Origin of the sequence: Campylobacter sp. VBCF_01 NA2, assembly GCF_027797205.1 — a bacterium.
In the GTDB taxonomy this organism is placed as follows: domain Bacteria; phylum Campylobacterota; class Campylobacteria; order Campylobacterales; family Campylobacteraceae; genus Campylobacter_B.
On sequence record NZ_CP115607.1, the window covers coordinates 214,717 to 235,692 of the forward strand.

At 40.4% G+C, this 20,976-nt stretch carries 20 protein-coding genes and 1 tRNA gene; 9 read left to right on the forward strand and 12 right to left on the reverse strand.

Translation table 11 applies throughout. The features are described 5' to 3' along the window. A complete protein-coding gene (locus PF027_RS01200; protein WP_270877296.1) occupies positions 1-828 on the forward strand; it encodes a transporter substrate-binding domain-containing protein in 828 nt (275 codons plus the stop codon). Between the two features lie 80 nt (positions 829-908). On the opposite strand, the gene yedE is transcribed toward PF027_RS01200, so the two are convergent. Further along, a complete protein-coding gene (gene yedE / locus PF027_RS01205) occupies positions 909-1,970 on the reverse strand; it encodes a YedE family putative selenium transporter (protein ID WP_270872156.1) in 1,062 nt (353 codons plus the stop codon). Between the two features lie 144 nt (positions 1,971-2,114). Further along, the gene (locus PF027_RS01210) at positions 2,115-2,507 is read right to left on the reverse strand and encodes a helix-turn-helix domain-containing protein (protein ID WP_270872157.1); all 393 of its coding nucleotides are present in this window, start codon (positions 2,505-2,507) and stop codon (positions 2,115-2,117) included. Between the two features lie 191 nt (positions 2,508-2,698). Here PF027_RS01210 and PF027_RS01215 point away from each other — a divergent pair, with 191 nt between their 5' ends. The 3 genes from PF027_RS01215 to PF027_RS01225 are packed head-to-tail and all read left to right on the forward strand — an operon-like array spanning position 2,699 to position 4,835. Then, complete coding sequence (locus PF027_RS01215; protein WP_270872158.1) at positions 2,699-3,268, forward strand: hypothetical protein; 570 nt, start codon at positions 2,699-2,701, stop codon at positions 3,266-3,268. A 1-nt stretch (position 3,269) separates the two neighbouring features. Next, positions 3,270-4,085 (forward strand): hypothetical protein, encoded by an 816-nt coding sequence (locus PF027_RS01220; RefSeq protein ID WP_270876817.1) that lies wholly within the window; start codon positions 3,270-3,272, stop codon positions 4,083-4,085. Between the two features lie 15 nt (positions 4,086-4,100). Next, positions 4,101-4,835 carry a hypothetical protein gene (locus tag PF027_RS01225; RefSeq protein ID WP_270872160.1) on the forward strand — a complete coding sequence of 245 codons (735 nt, stop codon included), beginning with the start codon at positions 4,101-4,103 and terminating at the stop codon, positions 4,833-4,835. 121 nt (positions 4,836-4,956) lie between these two features. On the opposite strand, the gene upp is transcribed toward PF027_RS01225, so the two are convergent. The 9 genes from upp to PF027_RS01270 form a co-directional block, all read right to left on the reverse strand. Then, positions 4,957-5,586 (reverse strand): uracil phosphoribosyltransferase, encoded by a 630-nt coding sequence (gene upp / locus PF027_RS01230; protein WP_270868537.1) that lies wholly within the window; start codon positions 5,584-5,586, stop codon positions 4,957-4,959. A gap of 76 nt (positions 5,587-5,662) precedes the next feature. Continuing rightward, positions 5,663-5,754, reverse strand: a tRNA-Ser gene (locus PF027_RS01235). A 616-nt stretch (positions 5,755-6,370) separates the two neighbouring features. Continuing rightward, complete coding sequence (gene larA / locus PF027_RS01240; protein WP_270868435.1) at positions 6,371-7,627, reverse strand: nickel-dependent lactate racemase; 1,257 nt, start codon at positions 7,625-7,627, stop codon at positions 6,371-6,373. A gap of 93 nt (positions 7,628-7,720) precedes the next feature. Then, positions 7,721-8,974: a ComEC/Rec2 family competence protein gene (locus PF027_RS01245; RefSeq protein WP_270872161.1), complete on the reverse strand. Its 1,254-nt coding sequence runs from the start codon at positions 8,972-8,974 to the stop codon at positions 7,721-7,723. Between the two features lie 41 nt (positions 8,975-9,015). Next, positions 9,016-10,446, reverse strand: a complete 1,431-nt coding sequence (glnA, locus tag PF027_RS01250; protein WP_270869704.1) for a type I glutamate--ammonia ligase — start codon at positions 10,444-10,446, stop codon at positions 9,016-9,018. A gap of 194 nt (positions 10,447-10,640) precedes the next feature. Then, a complete protein-coding gene (locus PF027_RS01255) occupies positions 10,641-11,258 on the reverse strand; it encodes a hypothetical protein (protein WP_270872162.1) in 618 nt (205 codons plus the stop codon). A gap of 311 nt (positions 11,259-11,569) precedes the next feature. Further along, a complete protein-coding gene (locus PF027_RS01260) occupies positions 11,570-12,091 on the reverse strand; it encodes a hypothetical protein (RefSeq protein WP_270872163.1) in 522 nt (173 codons plus the stop codon). 100 nt (positions 12,092-12,191) lie between these two features. Then, the gene (locus PF027_RS01265; RefSeq protein WP_270872164.1) at positions 12,192-13,562 is read right to left on the reverse strand and encodes a hypothetical protein; all 1,371 of its coding nucleotides are present in this window, start codon (positions 13,560-13,562) and stop codon (positions 12,192-12,194) included. Further along, positions 13,534-14,193, reverse strand: a complete 660-nt coding sequence (locus PF027_RS01270; protein ID WP_270862263.1) for a response regulator transcription factor — start codon at positions 14,191-14,193, stop codon at positions 13,534-13,536. Before PF027_RS01270 ends, PF027_RS01265 begins: the two co-directional genes overlap by 29 nt. Positions 14,194-14,347: 154 nt before the next feature. Between PF027_RS01270 and PF027_RS01275 the strand changes: the two genes are divergently transcribed. Then, entirely contained in the window at positions 14,348-14,788 is a 441-nt protein-coding gene (locus tag PF027_RS01275) for a Dps family protein (protein WP_270858336.1), read from the forward strand. Between the two features lie 164 nt (positions 14,789-14,952). Here the strand turns inward: PF027_RS01275 and PF027_RS01280 are convergent, their stop codons facing one another. Continuing rightward, positions 14,953-15,309: a histidine triad nucleotide-binding protein gene (locus PF027_RS01280; RefSeq protein WP_270862264.1), complete on the reverse strand. Its 357-nt coding sequence runs from the start codon at positions 15,307-15,309 to the stop codon at positions 14,953-14,955. Positions 15,310-15,441: 132 nt separating this feature from the next. Between PF027_RS01280 and pheS the strand changes: the two genes are divergently transcribed. The 4 genes from pheS to PF027_RS01300 are packed head-to-tail and all read left to right on the forward strand — an operon-like array spanning position 15,442 to position 20,861. Continuing rightward, on the forward strand, positions 15,442-16,437 hold the full coding sequence (gene pheS, locus PF027_RS01285) for a phenylalanine--tRNA ligase subunit alpha (protein ID WP_270865571.1): 996 nt from the start codon (positions 15,442-15,444) through the stop codon (positions 16,435-16,437). Beyond that, positions 16,434-18,764 carry a phenylalanine--tRNA ligase subunit beta gene (gene pheT, locus PF027_RS01290; RefSeq protein ID WP_270872165.1) on the forward strand — a complete coding sequence of 777 codons (2,331 nt, stop codon included), beginning with the start codon at positions 16,434-16,436 and terminating at the stop codon, positions 18,762-18,764. Before pheS ends, pheT begins: the two co-directional genes overlap by 4 nt. Then, the gene (gene aroA / locus PF027_RS01295; RefSeq protein WP_270872166.1) at positions 18,761-20,038 is read left to right on the forward strand and encodes a 3-phosphoshikimate 1-carboxyvinyltransferase; all 1,278 of its coding nucleotides are present in this window, start codon (positions 18,761-18,763) and stop codon (positions 20,036-20,038) included. The genes pheT and aroA overlap by 4 nt, the downstream gene beginning before the upstream one ends. Continuing rightward, positions 20,028-20,861: a 4-hydroxy-3-methylbut-2-enyl diphosphate reductase gene (locus PF027_RS01300; RefSeq protein WP_270865917.1), complete on the forward strand. Its 834-nt coding sequence runs from the start codon at positions 20,028-20,030 to the stop codon at positions 20,859-20,861. The genes aroA and PF027_RS01300 overlap by 11 nt, the downstream gene beginning before the upstream one ends. Positions 20,862-20,976 lie beyond the last annotated feature (115 nt).

A 20,976-nucleotide genomic window follows, 5' to 3' on the forward strand; every position in this document is an offset into this window, starting at 1 on the left:
ATGAAAAAACTTCTTTGTTCATTGGCGGGCATAGCTTGCTTGGGTGCTGGCGTAGCCAGCGCAAACACGCTAGATCAAATCAAATCTAGCAAGGTTTTAAGAATCGGCGTGAGCGAGCACATGGCACCATTTAGCGTATTGCAAAGTGATGGCTCATTTGTGGGCTTTGAGATTGACTTCGCAAAAGAGATCGCAAAGGCTATTTTGGGCGATGAGGGCAGGATAGAGTTCGTAGGCGTGCCTCAAAAAGAGCGCCTAGACTATGTCAAAGACAACAAGGTCGATTTGCTAATCGCAGCATACACTAGAAACGAAAAACGCGCCCAAGTGGTTGATTTTTCGGTGCCGTATTTTTCTATCAATCTCTCAACCGTTTCAAAAAGATCAGCCGGTATCAAATCAATCGAGGATTTAGAGGGCAAAAGAATAGCTGTCATCGGCGAGAGCAACTCAGATGTTTGGGTGCGCAAAAACCCTAATATCACCCCAGTGCCATGCCAAAACAACAAAGACTGCTACGACAAGGTCAATCGTGGCGAGGCTGACGCGTATATGCACAATATCGTTTCAGTCGCCTCTGTGCCGGTGCTAGATCTAAATTTCGAAGTATCAATCCCAAAAATCGGCGAGACATTTTTCGACTGCGTCGTCACCCAAAAGGGCAACAGAGATATGCTACAATTGGTCGATCAAAAGATTTTCGAGCTCTCGCAAGCAGGGTATTTCGATAAAAAATACGATGAGACTATCGGGCCGTTTTATAACGGAAATGTCCCTAAACACTACTTTTTGTTAGACGATTTATACAGCCAATTTTTAAATATGTAATCACCGCGAAATTCGCATTGATTAAAATTTTAACTTCTTAAAAATTTGGCGCGAGTGTTAGATCGCGCCAAATTTCAAATTTAGGCTTTTTGCCTACTAAAAATCCCAAAATACGCACAAAACGCAAAGCCAAGCGCCACTGCATACGGCGCGAATTCGCTAATCCCCTTAGCCGAGCTAGCTAGCGAGAAATTATGCGCAATAGCCCCGCCACACGCCATGCCAGCGATGAAAATCGCAGAGTTTAGATTTCCGCTTCCAGCCTGAACTAGGTGTTTGCCAGGACAGCCTTCGCACAGCGAAAAGCACAGCCCCGCCAATGCCATGCCGGCGAAATTCCAGATAAATTCGTTATGCGCGATTGGTTGAGCTTCGAAGCCGAATTTATACTGCCCAAAGGCCAAATTTGCGATTGTGGCACTCGCGATCACCGCCACTATGCCCCAAAACATAGAAAAATCGCCGTTAAAAGTGCGCGAAAGTGCGCCAACGGAGCAAAATTTGCTTCTTTGCATAGCCGCGCCGATGATGATGGCTACGATTAGGGAGATAAAAATCGGCGCATGTTGCGAACCAGGGCCCGTTGTCGAGCTAAAAATCGCGCCGTTTTCGCCGAATTTCACCCCGCTAATGAGTGCTAGCAAAAGTAAAATTCCGATGATAAGTGGCATGGCGCCAAGTGGTTTTGAAAGCTCGTTTTCGCGCTCCGTCTCGTATCCGCTAGCCTTAAAAAACCTGCCACAAGCCACCCCGGCAAATAGCCCCACTACGCCAGCGATTGCGCTCATATCGCCGCCGCCTAAGCGCAAAAACGCTCTCCACGGACAGCCCAAAAATACTAAACAGCCAATCATCGCAAAAATCCCTAAGATAAATCTCGTAAATGGCGATGAGGCTGAGAGTGTGCGATACTCGCCGCTAATTAGCGAGGCGATAAAACCGCCGATGATAAGGCCGATGATTTCTGGGCGTATGTATTGCACCGCGGCCGCTCTGTGAAAGCCGAGCGCACCAGCTGTATCGCGCAAGAAACACGCGGCGCAAACGCCCATATTCGCGGGGTTGCCATAATGCACGAGCGCGGCTCCACCAAGGCCTAGAAGGGCACCTGAAATGATAAAAAGTATGGTTGATTTTGGCATTAAATTGCCTTTTTGATAAGTTAAGCAGACCTGCTTTTTTCGGGGCGAATTGTAGCGAAATTTGATTAGAGTTGATTGAAAAAATTTGATTAGTTTGGGATAGAAATTTGGTTTTAAATTTACGGGTTTTGCGGGGTTTGGAATTTATTGCATTAAATTTTTGGTTTGGGCTTTGCTTTCGCGCAAAAGTAGCTTTATGTGTTTTAGCAAAATCGGCGAAGCATAGGGCAAAAGCTCGCTAAATTCAGGGTCGAGCGTGGCGTAGGTTTTGGCTAAATGGTTGTAAAATCTCGCCCTGTCGTTTTCGTTGCAGATGAAAAGCTCCTGCTCGAAGATGCCTAACGCCTGAGCGATAAATGGGATTAGCTCGACTTTTAGCTCACGATTGCCGTTGAGGTAGTTGTAAAGCGTGGGTTCGCTAGGGATTTCGCCTGTGGAGTTAAGGTGCGGTTCGAGCGATAAAATCCGCCTGACAAGCTCTTTTTTGCTGATATTTTTTTCTTTTGCGATTTCGGCGATTTTTTCGTAAATTTCCATTTTTGTCCTAAATATTCAAAATGAATAACTTCTTTGAATTTTAAATATTTTTTTATTCGTATTGAATATTTATAGACTTCAAATTGAATAAATTTAGGGAAAATTGGGTAGAATTTGAAAATATTTATAACTTTTGGCTTTGAATTTTTAAAAAATGCGAAAAGTTATATGGTAAATTTAAAGGAGCTTTAATGGATTTAACTAAATTTTTAGGATATAAACCTTTTTTTGATTATTACACGATATTAGATATTATAAATGATCAGGAACATTTGAGGGATATATGTTACTGCGATTATGCATATGCTTGGTGTAATGGTATGGAGTCGAATCTATTCGTGGATATGCTTATGTATAGCGCACTTATAGGGATTATTTATGTCTTTATAGTAGTGATAGTAAATTTATTACTAAAACGAGAAAAAATGGATATAACTGCTTTGAGTGCTCATTTTGCTTTTGGTTTTTTTTGTTTGGGTTGGTGTCAAAATTTACTTCTCTTTACAATAGCTACATTGCTTTTTATTATTTTACCTATTAAAATTATATATTATCAAGATTTAAAATTTGCCTTTAAAGATACCATAAAATCATTTCGTATGTATTTTGTGATTTTAATACCAATAGCGATGATGTTTGTTGGAACATTTAAGCATAAAGAATTAGAAATATGTAGGAAGAGCTTTATGTACATACGACATTATCCAGCATATGATCGGGTTGATACTTTTTCTGATTTTATTGAAAAGTGGAGAGAATAAAATGCAATTTTCAAAATTTTTACAATTAGATTATAATGACACAGAAACTAGTTTGGATTTCGACCAAGGATTAAATGGCAGATTTAAACAAATTTTAGAAACTTCATCACTTTATGCTCCAAATTTTAGTAAATTAAATGATATTGATGAGTGTAGGTATAATTTCAAAATTAGTCAAAATTTTTTAGAGAAAATAAAACAAGATTTTCAAGAAGAGTCTGATTACAATAATTTAATCGAGTATATCAAAAATAAAATTTCGGAAAAGATAAATAGCTTTTATATGCAAAAACAAGAAAAATTTATATGTTGTTTTTCTAGGCAAAATGATAAAACAAGGCATAAACTAAAAGAAGATTTATTGTGGGCTCATTATGCAAATGGTTTTCGCGGAGTAAGAATAAATTTTGAAGTAGAAGCAAGATACGATAAATATCTCCATGAAGTCGAATATAAAGATAGCGTTGGAATGTTTAGAGATTTTCAAGATTTAGATAGAAATATGATTAACATTATGACTAGGAAAAAATTTTGTTGGAAATATGAGCAAGAATATAGGGCGATTTTTGATAAATATGTGTTTGAAGAAAATCGTTTTCCTATAATAATAAACGAGATAATTCTTGGCAAAAAACTAAGCCAAGAAAGGATTTATTGCAATGAAAATGAAAATAAAAGATTTGATGAATATGAAAATTTAAAAACAATAGCAGAACAAATCAAAGAAATTTTGCGTGAGTCTAATAAATATCAAAGCGGTATTCCAAAAATTTTAGCCTATAAAACCATGTATTCTCCAAAACCAAAAGAAATTTAGTATAAAGGACTAAAAATGAAAAAATTTATATTCGCTATTTTATTCGCAAATTTATTTTTTGGCTTTGCTTTCGGGCAAGATACTTGCGACGAGCAATATATGAAAGAGTGGATTGACAGGCTAGATAGCATAAATTTGAACGCAAGGACAAGAGATTTTTGGTTTAGCAAAAGCCAGTGTCAAAATAATACAATGATATTAAATGGTCATATAAATACAAACCAAACTCCATCACAAAGAGAAAAAGATGAATTTGACAGATACGCGAAAAATAGTATATGCTCTAATTATACCCTTGAAATGCTTGCTGACATAGGGCTTTATATCAAAAATAACACTTACAACAAAAATGGAAATTTAATTCACTCTATCACTATAAATCCAAAAGATTGCCCGAATTTTGCAAATTCTACAAACATTTGCGATAGAAAATATACTATAAACGAGGTAAATAAATTAAACGCTAGAATGCCTATGGTTTTAGATGAATACACTGCGATAACAAGGGCGTTTTGCGCTAACAATACTTACATTTACAATGTTATGATTAATGTGAATTATCTAAGTAATAGCGAAATTTCAGCGCTAAAAAACGAATATCAGCAAATAATGCTAAATTCTTACTGCACTAATCCAAATGTGCGGTTATTGCGAAAAGTCGGCATGTCGGCAAAATATGATTATTACTTACAAAACGGCACATTTTTATTTAGCACACACGCAAGTCCGAGTAACTGCCTGAATTTTTAAATTTCGGCGCAGTATCGCAAACAACCCGCCAAATTTATGCGAATTTTAAAATTTTGGCGCGCCAGCACCAAACCAGCGCGCCATAAATCAAATTTAAGCGTCATAAAACGCCTAAATTCGCCTATTTCATCGTATTAAACACCCTATCGCCAGCATCTCCTAGACCTGGGACGATGTAGCCGTTTTCGTTTAGCTTCTCGTCGATTGCAGCGGTATATACAGGCACATCTGGGTAGATTTCGCTGAATTTTTTCAGTCCCTCAGGTGCTGCGATGATAGAGATAAATTTGATCTTTTTCACGCCTTTTTCTTTTAAGAATTTCACCGCGTCAATCGCCGTGCCACCGGTGGCAAACATCGGATCTATGATGATTGCGGTGCGCTCTTTGTAGTCAGCTGGGAGTTTTGCGTAGAAAAACTCAGCCTGCAAACTCTCTTCATTTCGCTGAAAACCCAAAAACCCGACGCTCGCATCTGGAATTAGCTTAAAGACAGCATCTAGCATACCAAGAGCTGCTCGCAAAATAGGGCATATCATAATCTTTTCGTCTAATCTTTTTGCTGTCATTTTCGCCACAGGCGTCGTAATCGGCGCGTCTTTTAGGCGCAAATCGTTGCTTGCCTCAAAAAGCATTAGGTAGCTAATCTCGTCGATTAGCATTCTAAACTGAAATGGATCTGTCTTTTTGTCTCGCAGGATTGAGAGTTTGTGCTCGATTAGGGGGTGTGAGATTTGTTTGATATTTTTCATGATTTCACCTTTCATAAAATTTGCCTATTATACAGAAAATTGGTAATGAAAGGGTAGATTTTGGGATTTTGATTGGTGGCGGACAGGGAGGGATTCGAACCCTCGAGCCCCGGTTAGAAGCTGCACCCTTAGCAGGGGTGTGGTTTCGGCCAGCTCACCCACCTGTCCAAGTAATAAGAAATCGCATTATATCGAATAAAACTAATATAACGCTTAAAATTTCGCTAAATTTTGAAATTTTGGTTGTTTTGTGGCAGGGCTGGGGAATACTGCGCCGAGAATTTTGGCGTGTGTATAATGCGCTATTGAGCGTAAATTTTGTTTGATGTGTCATTGCGAGCGAGTGTAACGAGCGAAGCAATCTAGCACGGCGAAGCCGTAACGAAAAATAAAACCAGCTAAATTTAGAAAAACGAAGTTTTTCTAAATTTAGCCACCTTAAAAGCGTCGTCGGGGGTTGGGGGTTTGTAAGGGGGAAGGGGCGCGACCTCGCAATTCAAGCCCCCTTCCCCCTTACGAGAAAAGCAAAATTTTGCCTAAAATTTAAAAAATAATTCAATGCTAAAATTTAGGTTGAATTTTAAATTTTAAATTTTACTGGATTGCTTCGCTTGTTACACTCGCTCGCAATGACACGGAAATCGCGTTTTGGTAATTTTAACTCGTAGATTGCCACGACGGCGACAAGTCGCCTTACAATGACAAATTTTGACAAATTTGATAAATTTGAGAGATTAAATTTTAAAAAAGCAAAATCAGGGGGTGCGAAGCCCCCTAGCAGAAATTATTTTTTTACGATTACGGAAATTCCGTTTGGAATCACAGTCAGGCTCTTTTTGCCTAGCGCATGCGCCATTTCTAGGGCTTCTTCAAGGCTAGCGGCATATTTCATTTTCATATCTTCTACCATGGTTTTGATCTCAGGGCGTGTTACCATGATGACTGTGTGTTTGATCAAAACGCGCGCGAGAATTTGGCTCTCCCATTGATCTGGGATTGTTTTTTCTTGTGGTGTTGCCATACATTGATCGTAAAAAGCCTGCGCGCTTTCGCAATCTTTAAGCGAGCGATAAAATCCCTCGCCACCGTGTCCGTCGGCGCAGTATGAGCACTCGATGATGACGCCACCAGGGTTACAGGTAGCCTCAGCTGCGGTCATTGATTTGACGCATTGGTAGAGATTTTGATCAAGTGGTGCGCCGCCGTTTGATGTGATGACGATGTCTGCCATTTTTGGCTCGACTTTGGCGTAACTTAGCAAAAAGTCGCAACCCGCTCTGTGCGCTGTAACATAATTTCCCGCAAACGCTGCGACTGTTTTTTTATCCTCGTCGATTACGACATTTACGATGTAGGCGAGTTTGGCAAATTTCGCCGCCGCTAGCATATCTGTGTGCAATGGATTACCATCTAGCACGCCAGTGCGGGCAAATTCGCTATCTATGAATTTCGAGCAGTGATTTCCTAGCACGGTTACTTTGTCGCAAACGCCAGGCAAAACGCTCTTTCTGCCGCCGCTAAATCCAGCGAAAAAGTGCGGTTCGATGAAGCCCTCTGATACCAAAAGCTCGGTCTCTACGGCTACTTTGTCGATGACGAGGGGCGCACCCGATGGCAAAATGCCGATTTGTGTGTTTGAATCAGGATCGAAGCAATCATGCACCACGATTTTTGAGCTTTCATAAATTTCATCGCCTAGTTTGGCGCGAAGTTCGGCCTCTGTGGTAGGGCGGTGAAATCCAGTGGAAACTAAAAGCGTGATTTCGATATCGGGATTTCCCTCTTTTAGCTCGGCAAACATATTTGGCAAAATATCCTTGCTTGGCACTGGGCGGGTGTGGTCTGAGATGATGATGACGCAGTTTTTCTTGCCTTTGGCAAGCTCGCACAATCGCGGGCTATCGATTGGGTTTGCCATAGCTTTTTTTACGATTTCTAGGCCGCTGCCCTCGGCTTTAAGTTCGTCGATTTTAGAGCGCAAAACATTTGCGTCCCCTTCGTCAAAGTCGATAAAGGTGTTGCCATAAGGAATCTTTAACATAATTTACCCCTTAAAATGAAATGAAAATTTAACTTTTTATTATACAGCGATGAGGTGTATATTTTGCTTAAATTCCAAAATAAATTTTAAAATTTAAGTTATGAAAAATATCGGCAAAATTCCTAAAATAGGGCATATCAAGGCGCAGGTTTTAGAGCGAATAGCGCCAAGAGCACATAAATTTGCAAGCACAAAAAGTGGAAGTGGAATTTGCGCTTTAAAGCTTGGAAGCGTGAAATTTAAAAAACTAATCAAAGCCTCATCAAAAACCCCACCCAATCCGCACAGGTGCAAAACCACGCTAAGAGGGTAAAAAATCACAAAAATATATCCGATGATAATCACGCTAAGTTGCTGAAATGAAGCCAGTGGAAAGAAAAAATACACCGCGATATTCATCGCAAACCAGACATAAAGATTAAAAAGCGCCAAATTTGCGAAAGTGCCAAATTTGCCCCAAAAATGGTGCGAATACAAAAAAATATAAAGCACACCAAGGGAGGAAAAATAAAACCCCACGCTAAATGCAAGATGCGGAAAAATGGCTAGCAAAAGCGCAATGCTAAGGAAGAGATTGGCGAAATTTAAAAGCTCGAAATTGCGCCACAAAAGGAAAAATCCCACCACGCACATCGCCAGCGAACGCAAAAAACTAGGCGTGAAATCCAGCACAAAAAGATAGCCAATCATCAGCAAAATCGCCGTAACGCTAAGGTCAAATTTGAGATTTCGCCATGGGAAAAATCGCCTTTGCAAAATGCGATAAATCGGCGCAAAGATTAGGAAAAACGACGAAAAAATAATCCCTAAATGAAATCCACTAATCGAAACAATATGCGCGATCCCCCAGTGCGTGATGTTTTGGCGCAAATCATAAGGCATGGGCGTAGCAAAATACAGCGCGCTGTAAAGATCGGCTATGAGGGGGTTTGCGTGCTGGGCGCGAATAAAATTTATGGCTTTGGTTTTGGGCGACTTTTCGTAAAATGGGGCTGAAATTTTAAAATTTGGCGCATAAAACCTAGCCTTCACAAAATCCAAAAAACTCAAATTTTGCGTGATGATACCCACACTCACGCGCGCGAATCGTGGGAATTCGCGCCCAGTTTTGGTCGTGGTATAAATCGTAAAATTCCCTGATTTTAGTTTTAGCACGGTGTATGTGCGGCCTTTGGCGTTTGTTTTGTCATAGGAATTTAGAATTTGGCTTTGTAAAAATATGCGAGAATTTGCCTTAAATTCGCAAAATTCGTGGTATTTAAACGCCAAATTTAGCGCAAAAATCAAAACGATAAAAAGCGAAAATAGGCAAAATTCTTTTTTGTTATAAAAGAGTTTGAGTTTCAAAATTTTGAAATTTGGGCGAAATCACTTTCGCCCACGCGCCCTTAGCACGAAAAATTCATCTTAAACTCATACGGAGTAGGGCGTGCTTCGTATGGCCAAACTTGGGTTTTAAATTTCATGTGTTGATAAGCTTGGATAAAATCGTCGCTCATAATATCTTTGAGATACGCTCTATCGCGGATCAGCGCTTCAAGCGAGCCACGAAGTGTGTGCGGGAACTGCTCGATACCGCGTTCGCGAATCTCATCAAGGGTGAGTTTAAATAGATTTTCGTCCATTGGCCCTGCTGGCTCGATTTTGTTTTTCACGCCATCAAGTCCTGCCATTAGCATTGCAGCGAAGGCTAAATATGGATTTGAAGTGCTATCTGGGAAGCGAAATTCAGCCCGCACGCTCTTTTCGCCTGCGCCATAAGGAATTCGCACAGAAGCTGAGCGGTTTTGGCTAGAATATGTCAAAATCGACGGAGCCTCAAAGCCCGGGATTAGGCGTTTGTAGCTGTTTGTGCTGGCGTTTGTAAAGGCTGCGACGCTTCTTGCGTGAGCTAGCACGCCACCGATATACCATCTGGCGAAATCGCTTAAATTCGCGTAATTTCCCTCGCCGTAAAATAGGTTTTTGCCGTCTTTCCAGACCGATTGATGCACATGCATGCCATTTCCATTATCGCCATAAAGCGGTTTTGGCATGAAAGTCGCGGTTTTGCCGTTTAGTTGGGCTACCATTTTGATGACATATTTGAGTTTTTGCACATTGTCAGCCATTTCGACTAGATTGCCAAATTTCACGCCGATTTCGTTTTGGCCTTGGGCTACTTCGTGGTGTCCTAGCATGACATCTAATCCCACTTGCTCCAAAACCTGCATCATCTCAGCCCTTAAATCAGTGGCTGTATCGATAGGCTGTGTCATCAAATATCCGCCTTTTTTGCGTGGGCGGTGACCGCTATTGTATCCTGATGAGAAGTTCGTATCGTCGTTCCACTCGCCCTCTTCGGTGTCTATCTCATACATAGCGCAGTTTGTGCTATCGACGATTTTGACATTATCGAAGATGAAAAACTCATTTTCAGCCCCGAAATACGCCTCATCGCCAAGCCCGCTATCTTTTAGGTATTTCATAGCCTTTTTGGCGATTGAGCGAGGGCATTTTTCGTAAAGTTCGCCCTTGTAAATATCGAAAATATCGCTAAAAACCACAGCCGTAGGATCTGCGGTAAATGGATCTAAAAATGCAGTTTCGACATCTGGCATCATTAGCATATCGCTTCGATCGATTGGTTGCCAGCCGTCCATCGAGCTAGCGTCCATTGGGATACCGTTTTTGAACTGATCTGGTTCGACGATTTTGATATTGTAGCTGATAGAGTGCCAAAATCCCTTCATATCCGTAAAGCGGAAATCGACAAATTTAACTTCGTTTTCTTCGCAAAATTTGAAAAATTCATCGACATTATTCACAAATTTTCCCATTTCTTCTCCTTAAAAATTCTAAATTTTGTAATTCTACCCTTTTGTTACTTAAAATACGAAGCGAAATATTTTTGTGCGAGTTAAATTTTGAAATTTGCGCAGTTTTGAAAATTTGGTGCTAAATTTAGTGATAAATTTAAAAAACCCCGCGAAATTCGCAGGGTTAGGGGAGTATGAAATTATTTTAGGAAGGCTTATTTTTTATCTTTTTTAAGCTCTTTTTGCGCTTCTCTTTTTTCCTTGCGCTCTTTTAAATTTTTAGCCAAATTTGACTTTTGCTCGCTGCTTAGCACACCAAGCAAAGCCTCGATGACACCAGCCTCGGCACTGATTTGCTCGGTAAATTTTTTGCTATTATTTTCGATAAATTTTGCCTTGTCAAAATTAGCGATATCTTCTAGCAAATTCTCGCGTGGCTCTGATTTTTTGGCGATTCGCGCTTCGTTTGCTTCAAACATTATTCTGCGCACCTTCGCCCATTGCTCATCGCTTAGATCAAGGCGTGGAAGCTCGCGCATAATCGCGCCTGTGTAGCGGTCATTGTGCCCCATTTTGTGGAATTTTTTCATACCTTGGCCAAATTTCGCCCCCTTTGCTTGGCAGTTTTTCATATCGCCAGCGCACGGCATTGCGCCACCTTTGAAGTCCTCATGGAAACCGCCCTTAAATCCGCCCATTTTTGGCATTAAATTTGGAGCGCATTTATGCTGGGCGTTTGCGCATAGAAGCGGAGTTTGGTCGCCTTGTGGATCTTGTGCGAAAGCCCCAGTTGCTAAAACCGCGCACGCTAATGATAGAACTAACTTTTTCATTTTTTCTCCTTTACTTTAAAGTTAGCGTGATTATACGCGCGCAAACTAACCCCAAAACCCACGCGTTGCTAACCGAAGCTAACTTTGGCAGAAATTTACGATAAATTTGGAGTTTTGAAATACTGCGCCTGGCTTTGAGATACTGCGCGGATATGCTCGCTATTGTCATTGCGAGAAACGGCGCAAGCCGTTTCGTGGCAATCTACGAGCATAAAATTCCTTGCGCTAAATTTGCTGTCATTGCGAGCCGACACCTAACTACCAAAAGACAAATGTTAATTTTTAAATTCGCAGTTTGCAATTCGTTTCCTTTATTTGATTTTAAAGTAAATTTCTTGTTTTTTATCATAAACAAATATTCTTTTATCCATTTTATTTGCTTCAAAATAATCAAGCAATTCGGTAGCTTCCGAAAGCATATTTTTATCAACTTCCATATATGATATTTCTTCGTCAGGATTTAAATGTTTTTGTTGCACTTTATAAGAATACATTGCAGGCATACTAAAAAACATTATATGAGCCTTTTTTTTAGTAATTAAATGATATTCATCATTGATTTTAATAACTTTTTGCAAATCCGAATATAACTTTTTAGTCTCATCATCAAATTTACAAGTAACATAAAAATATACAGAATCAAAATGCGAAAGCGTGTAACTAACTTCCTTTTCACAAATTTTATAAAATTTAGTTCTTTGTTTTTCCAAAATTTTATCATACTCTTTTGTTAGTTTTTCTATCTCATCATCGCTTTTATCTAGTGCTTTAAGTCTAGCGTTATAATGGGTTTTTAAATAATACAACTCATAATTTATCAAATCATCTTTCATCGCTTTTATGATAAACGGCTCTCTAAAAAATAACAAAACTATCGGTAAAAAATATATCATCGCCAATATAGTGATAAATTTAAAAAATTTTTTAACAAATTTACGCAACTTCTGTTTCACTTTTTATAAATTTTATAAAATTTACACCATTTTCGTGCGAATAGGCGATTTCGTAGCCGTTTAAAATCGCTGTTTTTTGTATGATAAATAGCCCAAATCCATACCCGCTCGAACTTTTATGGCGCACGCTTTTATCCAATTTCCAGTTTAGTTCCAACTCGCCGTTCGCGCTAGAAATGTCCTTGGCTAGGGGCTCGCCGCTGTTTTCGAAAACTATCGCGCCATGCGTGGCGTAAATTTTAATCTCGTGATTTGGCGAGTAATTCAGGGCGTTTTCGATTAAATTTTTTAGGCAAATCTCCCACAGCTCGGCGCTTCCATAAATTTTAAAATCGCGCTCTAAATCAACGCAAATTTTATCATTTTCGCGCAAATTTAGCTTTTTGCGTGTGCGCTCAAAAACCTCGCTAAAGCCCATTTGCTCGCACTCTACCGCCTCGGAGCTAACCAGACTTTCAAGAAGCCTGAAATTTTCTAACTGCTCGTTTATCTGCGCAAAAAGTCTAGCCAAATTGCCCTGATTTTGCGGGCTGGGAGCGTTTTTTAGGTAAAATGCGCCCTTGGCAAGGGGCGTTTTCATCTCGTGCATAAAGATTTTGTTAAACATTTCTCTGGTGCCAAGAAGCTGTTTTATGCGCAAAATCGCGCTGTTATAGGCGTTTTGGATACGAGAAATTTCTTTATAATCGCTTTTGATTTCCAAAATTTTAAACTCGCCGTTTTTTAAATTTAGCAAATTTGAATAAAGCAAATTTAGTGGCGCCAAAGCCTTATTTAAAAAGAAAAAAAGTAGTGCCAAAATACCTAGCAAAACGCAGAAAAAAATGTCGAAAACCGCGAAATCTCGGTCATTATCCAAGGCGCGCAAAACCATATAATTAATCGGCGTGTATATGAAAAACAGCTCCTCGCGCCCTGATTTTACGATCTGATAGCCGCTGTTTTTATCGCCGAAGCTCTCGATGATTTTGGCGTTTTTGGTGCCGAAATTTTCGGCTAAAACAAAGCCATTTTGCGCCAAAATTTCATCACTTGGCAAGCTAGCGTTTAAAAGCTCTTCTTGGAAACTTTGCAAATTTAGCCGTAAATTTAGGCGCAAAGTCTCTTTGTAGCGATAATCCTTCCAGCTATGCACGCCAAACCACAAAAAAATTACCCCCAAAAACGCTACCAAAAAAAGCATCAAAATGCGCCTGAAAATGGACTTTTGCGCGCTGTTTTGCGAATTTATTTGCGTCGGAATTTTTGCGCCCTTTTGCGTACCCGTCTGCGTCAAATTTTGAGAATTTCCCTGCGCCGAATTTTGCGCCGAATTTTGCTCGCTATTTGGCAAGGCGATACCCTCTGCCACGAAGCGAGATTATGTGATTTGCCTCGCTGTGAGGTTTGATTTTGGCGCGAATTTTGCTGATTATCATCTCCAAATTTTTCTCATTTGCCGATACAATCGAGGGCGAGGCGCGCAAAATTTGCTCCTTGCTGACAGCGGCTGGGAAGTTGCGAACTAGCTCGCCAAGCACTTCAAACTCAGCCAGCGTAAGCCCTAAATTTACGCCGTTAAACAGCACATCGCCTAGATTTTTATCCACGCTAAATGCTAAATTTTCGCTCTCTTCTTTAAAATCATTTGCCCTGCGCAAAAGCGAGATTATGCGCGCGTATAGCTCGTCTGGATCGTAAGGTTTGGGCAGGTAGTCATCAGCCCCGATTTGTAGGGCGCTTACCTTATCGACGGTCGAGGCGCGCGCGCTTGAAACGATAACCGGGATTTTGCTTTTTTTGCGGATTTCTTTGCAAACTTCCAGTCCGTCCATGCCGGGAAGCCCCAGGTCCAATAAAACCAAATCAAACTGCGCCAAATCCGTGCTAATCGCCAAAAACGGATCCTCGCACGCCTCCACGCTAATGCCCCGCGAACCTAAAAATTCGGCTATCAATCCAGCAAACTCTGCGTCATCTTCGATTAAAAAAACTTTTACCATTTTCGCTCTTTAAATTTTGATATAAAGCCTTAATTATATGTAAATTTTGTAAATTTGAGAGTTCTAAATAATAAAATTTATTAATTAGATACTTTTTATTTAAATTTATCGTTTATAATACCGACGAATTTAAATTAAGAAAGGAGACATGAAAATGTCAAAAGTAACAAAACAACTAAACCAAATCCAAGCAGATGCACACGCGCTATTTGTCGCATTTCACGCATATCACTGGAATATCAAAGGCCTACAATTCGCGCCAATCCACTCTTACACAGAGGAAGCTTACGATGAGTTTGGCGTGCTTTTCGATGACGCGGCTGAAAGAGCATTGCAAATCGGTGGCAAACCAGTAATCAAAGCCGAAGAGCTAATCAAACTAGCCTCTGCTCCAATCGATCTAAAAGACGATTATAGCGCAGAAGAGGTGCTAAAAAATGTGAAAAAAGCCTATGAATATTTGCTAAAAGAGTTCAAAAAACTAGCCGAAATCGCAGACGAAGCAGGCGATATCGTAACATCAAATTTTGCGCAAGACAAACTTGGCGGATATGAAAAACGCCTTTGGATGCTTGATGCAATGCTTGCAAAATAATCCTTGCAAACCTCAATAAAAGTCGCCAAATTCGGCGACTTTTTTAAATTTTACACTTTAAAATTCAGTATTAAAATTTAACCCAAATTATCAAAAAGCAAAATTTAAAAAAATTAAAAAAGCAGAAAAGTCGCCAAATTTGGCGACTTGTGAAATTTGTAAATTTAGAATTTATCGTGCGTATTCGCGCCGTTTGTGTTATCCCACGGAAGTTTCGTTCCACCAAGGATATGAAAGTGCAGGTGCATGACCTCTTGGCCGCTGTTTTCGCCGCAGTTGCACACTAGGCGATAACCTGTCTTATCTAGCCCCATTTTCACAGCGACTTCTTTAATAAAACTGCTAAGACCCACCATGACCTCTGGCGGGGTTACTTGGAAGTTTTCATAGCATTTTTTCGGAATTGCCAAAATGTGGATTGGAGCTTTTGGGCTAATGTCGTGAAATGCCAGAAAATCGTCGTTTTCTAGGACTTTGTTACATGGAATTTCGCCTGCTACAATTCTTTCGAAAATATTCATAATGTATCCTTTTTTGATTAAAAATTCAGCCTAGATTATAGCTAAAAATTTCAAATTTATGAATTTTTACCTTGCTTTTATGAAATTTTAAATAAAATCGCAAAATTCATTTTTTTACAAAAAGGATAAATTTTGCAAGAAATCAAAGCCAAAATCGAAGCAGCCACTAGCTTAGATGAAATCGAAAAAATCCGCCTTGAATTATTTGGTAAAAAGGGCGTTATCACCGAGCTTTTCGCTCAGTTAAAATCCGTCCCTGCCGAGCAAAAAAAGGAATTTGCAAAAGAGGCAAACCAAAAGCGAGATATTTTTTCCGAGCTAATTGGCGCGAAAAAATCAGCCTTGGAGGCAATCGCGCAAAAAGAGGCGATGAAAAAAGAGGCGATCGATGTTACGCTGTTTAACGAAAATGTCGCTAGCGGGGCACTTCACCCTGTAATGGAGACTATGGATAAGATAATCGATTATTTTGTATCGCAAAATTTCAGCGTAGAATCTGGCCCGCTAATCGAAGATGATTTCCACAATTTCGAAGCGCTAAATTTACCGAAATACCACCCAGCGCGCGATATGCAAGATACATTTTATCTAAATTCAGGCGAGCTTTTGCGCACACACACTAGCGGCGTGCAAATCCGCACAATGGAGAAATTCAAAACTCCGCCAGTGCGTATGATAGCCCCAGGTGCGGTATTTAGACGCGATATGGATTTGACACATACGCCGATGTTTCATCAAGTAGAGGGTTTAGTCGTCGAAAAGGGCGCAAATGTGAGCTTCGCAAATTTAAAATACATTTTAGAGGATTTTTTGCATTATATGTTTGGCGATGTCAAAGTGCGATTTCGCCCTAGCTTTTTTCCATTCACCGAGCCTAGCACAGAGGTTGATATTAGCTGTATTTTCTGTGGCGGATCGGGCTGTCGCGTGTGCAAACAAACTGGCTGGCTAGAAGTGCTAGGAAGTGGAGTGGTAGATCCAAATGTGTTTAAGGCCGTAAAATGGAGCGATGTGAGTGGATATGCCTTTGGGCTTGGGGTCGAGAGATTTGCTATGCTACTTCATAGAATTCCTGATTTGCGCTCACTTTTTGAAGGCGATATTAGATTATTGGAGCAATTTAAATGATAATAACGAAAAATTGGTTACAAGATTGGATTGATTTAAGCGAAGTTTCATCAGAAAATTTAGCCCTTACGCTAAATTCGATTGGTTTAGAGGTCGATGCGCACACTCGCATGAATATCCCAAATTTGGTCGTCGTGGGGCTAGTCAAAAGCAAAAGACGCCACGAAAATTCAGACCATTTAAATGTCTGCGAAGTCGATGTCGGCGAAAAAACGCTCCAAATCGTGTGCGGAGCCAAAAATGTCGATGCAGGGCAGTTTGTAGCAGTAGCACTCGTGGGAGCGAAGCTTCCTGGCGGATTGGAGATCAAACCAGCCAAACTTCGTGGCGAAGAGAGCTTTGGTATGATTTGCTCATCTACCGAGCTTGGGCTTCCTAAGACCTTTGACGGGATTATGATTTTAGACGAAAGTATCGGCGAGCTAATCCCTGGCAAGGCGTTAAATGAGTATGAAATTTTCAACGACGACATAATCGAGATCGAGCTTACTGCAAATAGGGGCGATTGCCTTAGTATTTTAGGTATCGCGCGAGATCTAAGTGCTGGGTTAAATTTAGCGTTAAAAGAAAAAGTCGAATTTAAAGATCCTGAAAATGCCCCAGGAATCGGCAGAATTCTAAATGTCCATACAAACGCCGAAAGCAACGCGAGATTTGCGTTTCGCGCCTTTGAAGCAAGGAAAAATTTTGGCCTTTCCTTCAAACACATTTTGCGCCTTGCGATTGCCGATTTGCTAGGCTCTTGCGCCGTGCAAAACTATCTAAGCTATGTTACGCACGCGACGGGAGTTTTGCTAAGGGCGTATGATTTCGAAAAAATCGCTAATGGGAGCGAAAAAATTTCACTTGATATAAAACAGCTACAAAACGGCGAATTTGGCGTGTATTGTGGTGAAAAACTGCTAAGTATCGCTGGAATTTGCCAAGATGAAAATTTCAAAGCCTGCGATGGGACAAAAATCGTAATCATCGAGGCAAACTACACCAAACCCCTTGTCATCGCAAAAGCCATAAACGAAAACAAAAGCCTAAAAGGCGACGAGCAGGTTTATCGCTCATCTCGTGGTAGCGAGCCAAGCCTAGGCGTGGGAACGGATCTTTTATTTCGCATTTTGGGCGAAAATCCTTCGATTTTGCCGTATGCTGGCGCGCAGAGAATTTCGAGCGCGTATGAGCCTGTAACGATTAGATTTAGCGACAAAGAGATTAATAAAATGATTGGCGCAGATATTTCGCGCGATCAAATCGTAAAAATTCTAAAAAAACTAGGATTTGATATCAGCATAGAGGCTGATTTTATCAACGCCAAAGTTCCGCATTTTAGGCACGATGTGCTAAATGCGCACGATATTTGCGAGGAAATCGTGCGAATCGTAGGCATTGATAATATCGCCTCAGCACCGATGAAATTCGAGGAAAAAACACGCATAAACGAAACTTATATAAATTTGCAAAATTCACGCAAAGTGCGCAAAAAAGCGGTTGCTTTGGGATTTTTCGAGTGCGTGCATTATGTCTTTGACGATAGCAAAATTTTAGCCTCTCTTGGATTTACGCCGTGCAAAAAAGAGATTTTAAACCCAATCAATAGCGAGTTAGATGCGCTTCGCCCAACTCTAATAAATCATCTTTTGGCTTCATCTGAGCGAAATTTGAAAAATTCGAAAAAAAGCGTCAAGCTTTTCGAGCTTGGCACGGTTTTTGACGCTGAGGGCGTGCAATCGCAAAAACTGGGATTTGTCGCAAGCGGACTAAAAAATGAAAGCTCTATCGCAAACGGCGCGAAACCTGCGGCTGTGGATTTTCTATACTTTGCAGGATTAATTCAAAGCGTGATTGGTAAATTTAGCGTGAAAATCCCAGAGCAAAAAATTGGCTTTTTAAGCGAATTTGAACAAGCCTTAATTGAGCAAAATGGCGAAATTGTGGGCTTTATAGGGCGCGTAGATGGCGATGTGGAAAAAAGTCGCGATTTAGAGAAAACATATTTGTGCGAGATTGATTTTGAAAAGCTAAAATTTGAAAGAATTATGGCAAATGCTTATTCGAAATTCCCTAGTATTTCGCGCGATTTAAGCATTTTGGTGCCAAATGACCTTAGATTTGAAAAGATTAAAGAGGTTATAAGCTCCCTTAAAATCGACACTTTGAAGGAATTTTTGCCGACTGATTTATATAGAGACGAAAGCCTAAAAGATAGCGCGAGTTTGACAATTAAATTTAGTTTCCAAGACGATAACAAAACCCTAGAAGATGACGAAGTAGCGGGCTTTATGGATAAAATTTTACAAGCATTAAATCAAAATTTAGGATTAGAATTACGATGAGAATTTTCGCTCAAAAATCGCCATTAAATGCCGAAATTTCAAATATCGGCTCGGATAAATCGATCTCTCATAGAAGCGCAATTTTCGCGCTTTTATCGGATAGGACAAGCAAAATTTCAAATTTTTTGCTAGCCGAGGATACGCTAAATACGCTAAAAATCGTAGAGGCTCTGGGTGCAGAGGTTAAGCGAGTGGGTGCCGAAGTCGAAATCACGCCAAAAGGCGCGATAAAAGAGCCAAATATGCCATTAGAGTGCGGGAACTCAGGCACTACGATTCGCCTTTTTATGGGGCTTTTAAGCTCGGTTAAGGGATTTTTCGTCCTAAGTGGCGATAAATACCTAAATGAGCGCCCAATGCGCAGAATAGGGGGTCCCCTAAGCAAAGTAGGGGCGAAAATTTACGGTCGTGATAATGCGAACAAAGCTCCGATTGCAATCGAGGGAAATAAGCTTGAATATTTCGAATTTGATAGCAAAATTTCATCTGCTCAGGTCAAAACCGCTATGATTTTAGCCGCCCTTAATAGCAATGGTTGCAAATTTAGCGAACCTGAGCTAAGCCGCGATCACAGCGAAAAAATGCTAAAAGCCATGGGAGCGGATATTAGCACAAACGGCCTTGAACTGCGTGTAGAGCCACTACGCGCATCACTTAAACCGCTTGAAATTTTCGTGCCAAACGACCCAAGCTCGGCGTTTTATTACGCTGTGGCAGCCTCGATAATCCCGGGCTCGCATATCGTGCTAAAAAATATGCTTTTAAATAAAACTCGCATAGAAGCTTACGAAATTTTAAAGAAAATGGGCGCTAAAATCAGCTACAAAAAAACCGATGAAATTTACGAAGAAATCGGCGATATCGAAATTTCTTACGCCCCGCTTCACGCCGTAGATGTTAGTGAAAATATCCCGTGGATGATAGATGAAGCCCCAGCCTTAGCCGTGGCGTTTGCCTGCGCGCAGGGCAAAAGCACCCTAAAAAACGCAAAAGAACTTCGCGTCAAAGAGTGCGACCGCATAACTGTCATGGTCGAGGGATTAAAGGCGTGTGGCGTGAAAGCTAGCGAGCTAGAAGATGGCTTTGAAATCATGGGCGGTGGAGAAATGAGCCCAGCAATCATCACGCCTCATGGCGATCACAGAATTGCGATGAGCTTCGCTATTTTGGGGCTTAAATGCGGTATGATGATAGAAGATGCCAAATGTATCGCGACATCTTTTCCAAATTTCAGCGAAATTTTAAAACAAATCGGAGCTAGCGTTGAGGATTGAAATGGCCAAAAGCTACGGCTTTTGCTTCGGGGTAAAAAGAGCGATTAAAATCGCAGAAAACGCAGGCGAGGCCTCGACGATAGGCGAGCTAATCCACAACGCAGAAGAGATCAACCGTCTAAGGCAAAATTTTGGCGTTAAAACCCTAAAAGACGCTAGCGAAGTAAGCGATGAAAAAAAGCTCATAATCCGCACACACGGTATCCAAAAAGAGGATTTGACGCGCCTAAGAGAGCAAAATAAAGAGCTCATCGACGCGACCTGCCCCTTTGTGACCAAACCACAGCAAATCGTCGAAAAAATGAGCGATGAGGGGTATGATATCGTGATTTTTGGCGATAGCAACCACCCAGAGGTAAAAGGGGTGAAATCCTATGCTAAGGGCAGGGTTTTTGTGGTTTTAGAGCCAAGTGAATTGGACGAGATTAAGCTAAATTCAAAGGTCGCGGTAGTTTCGCAAACTACGAAAAAAATCGAAAATTTTGTCAAAATTGTGGATTATTTAATGCAAAAATCGCGCGAGGTGCGTATTTTTAACACCATCTGCAACGCAACGCTAGAAAACCAAGAAGCAGCCGCCGAACTTGCCAAAAAAGCCGATATTATGATAATCGTGGGTGGCAAAAATTCATCAAACACAAAGCAACTTTTTTTGATTTCACAAAGCTTTTGCAAGGATAGTTATTTGATCGAAAACGAAGACGAAATCGAGCAAATTTGGTTTAAAAATAAAAATTTATGCGGGATTTCAGCAGGGGCTAGCACGCCTGATTGGATTATCAAAAAAGTCGTTGAAAAAATCGAAAAAATATCAAAATTTTAAAATTTCATCTCAAATTTAACATATCAAAATTTAAAAAAATTTAGTTGATTAAAAGCAAAATTTAGGTAAGATTTAGTTTTTAGCATTTTTGTTAAAAATGTAAATAAATTTAAAG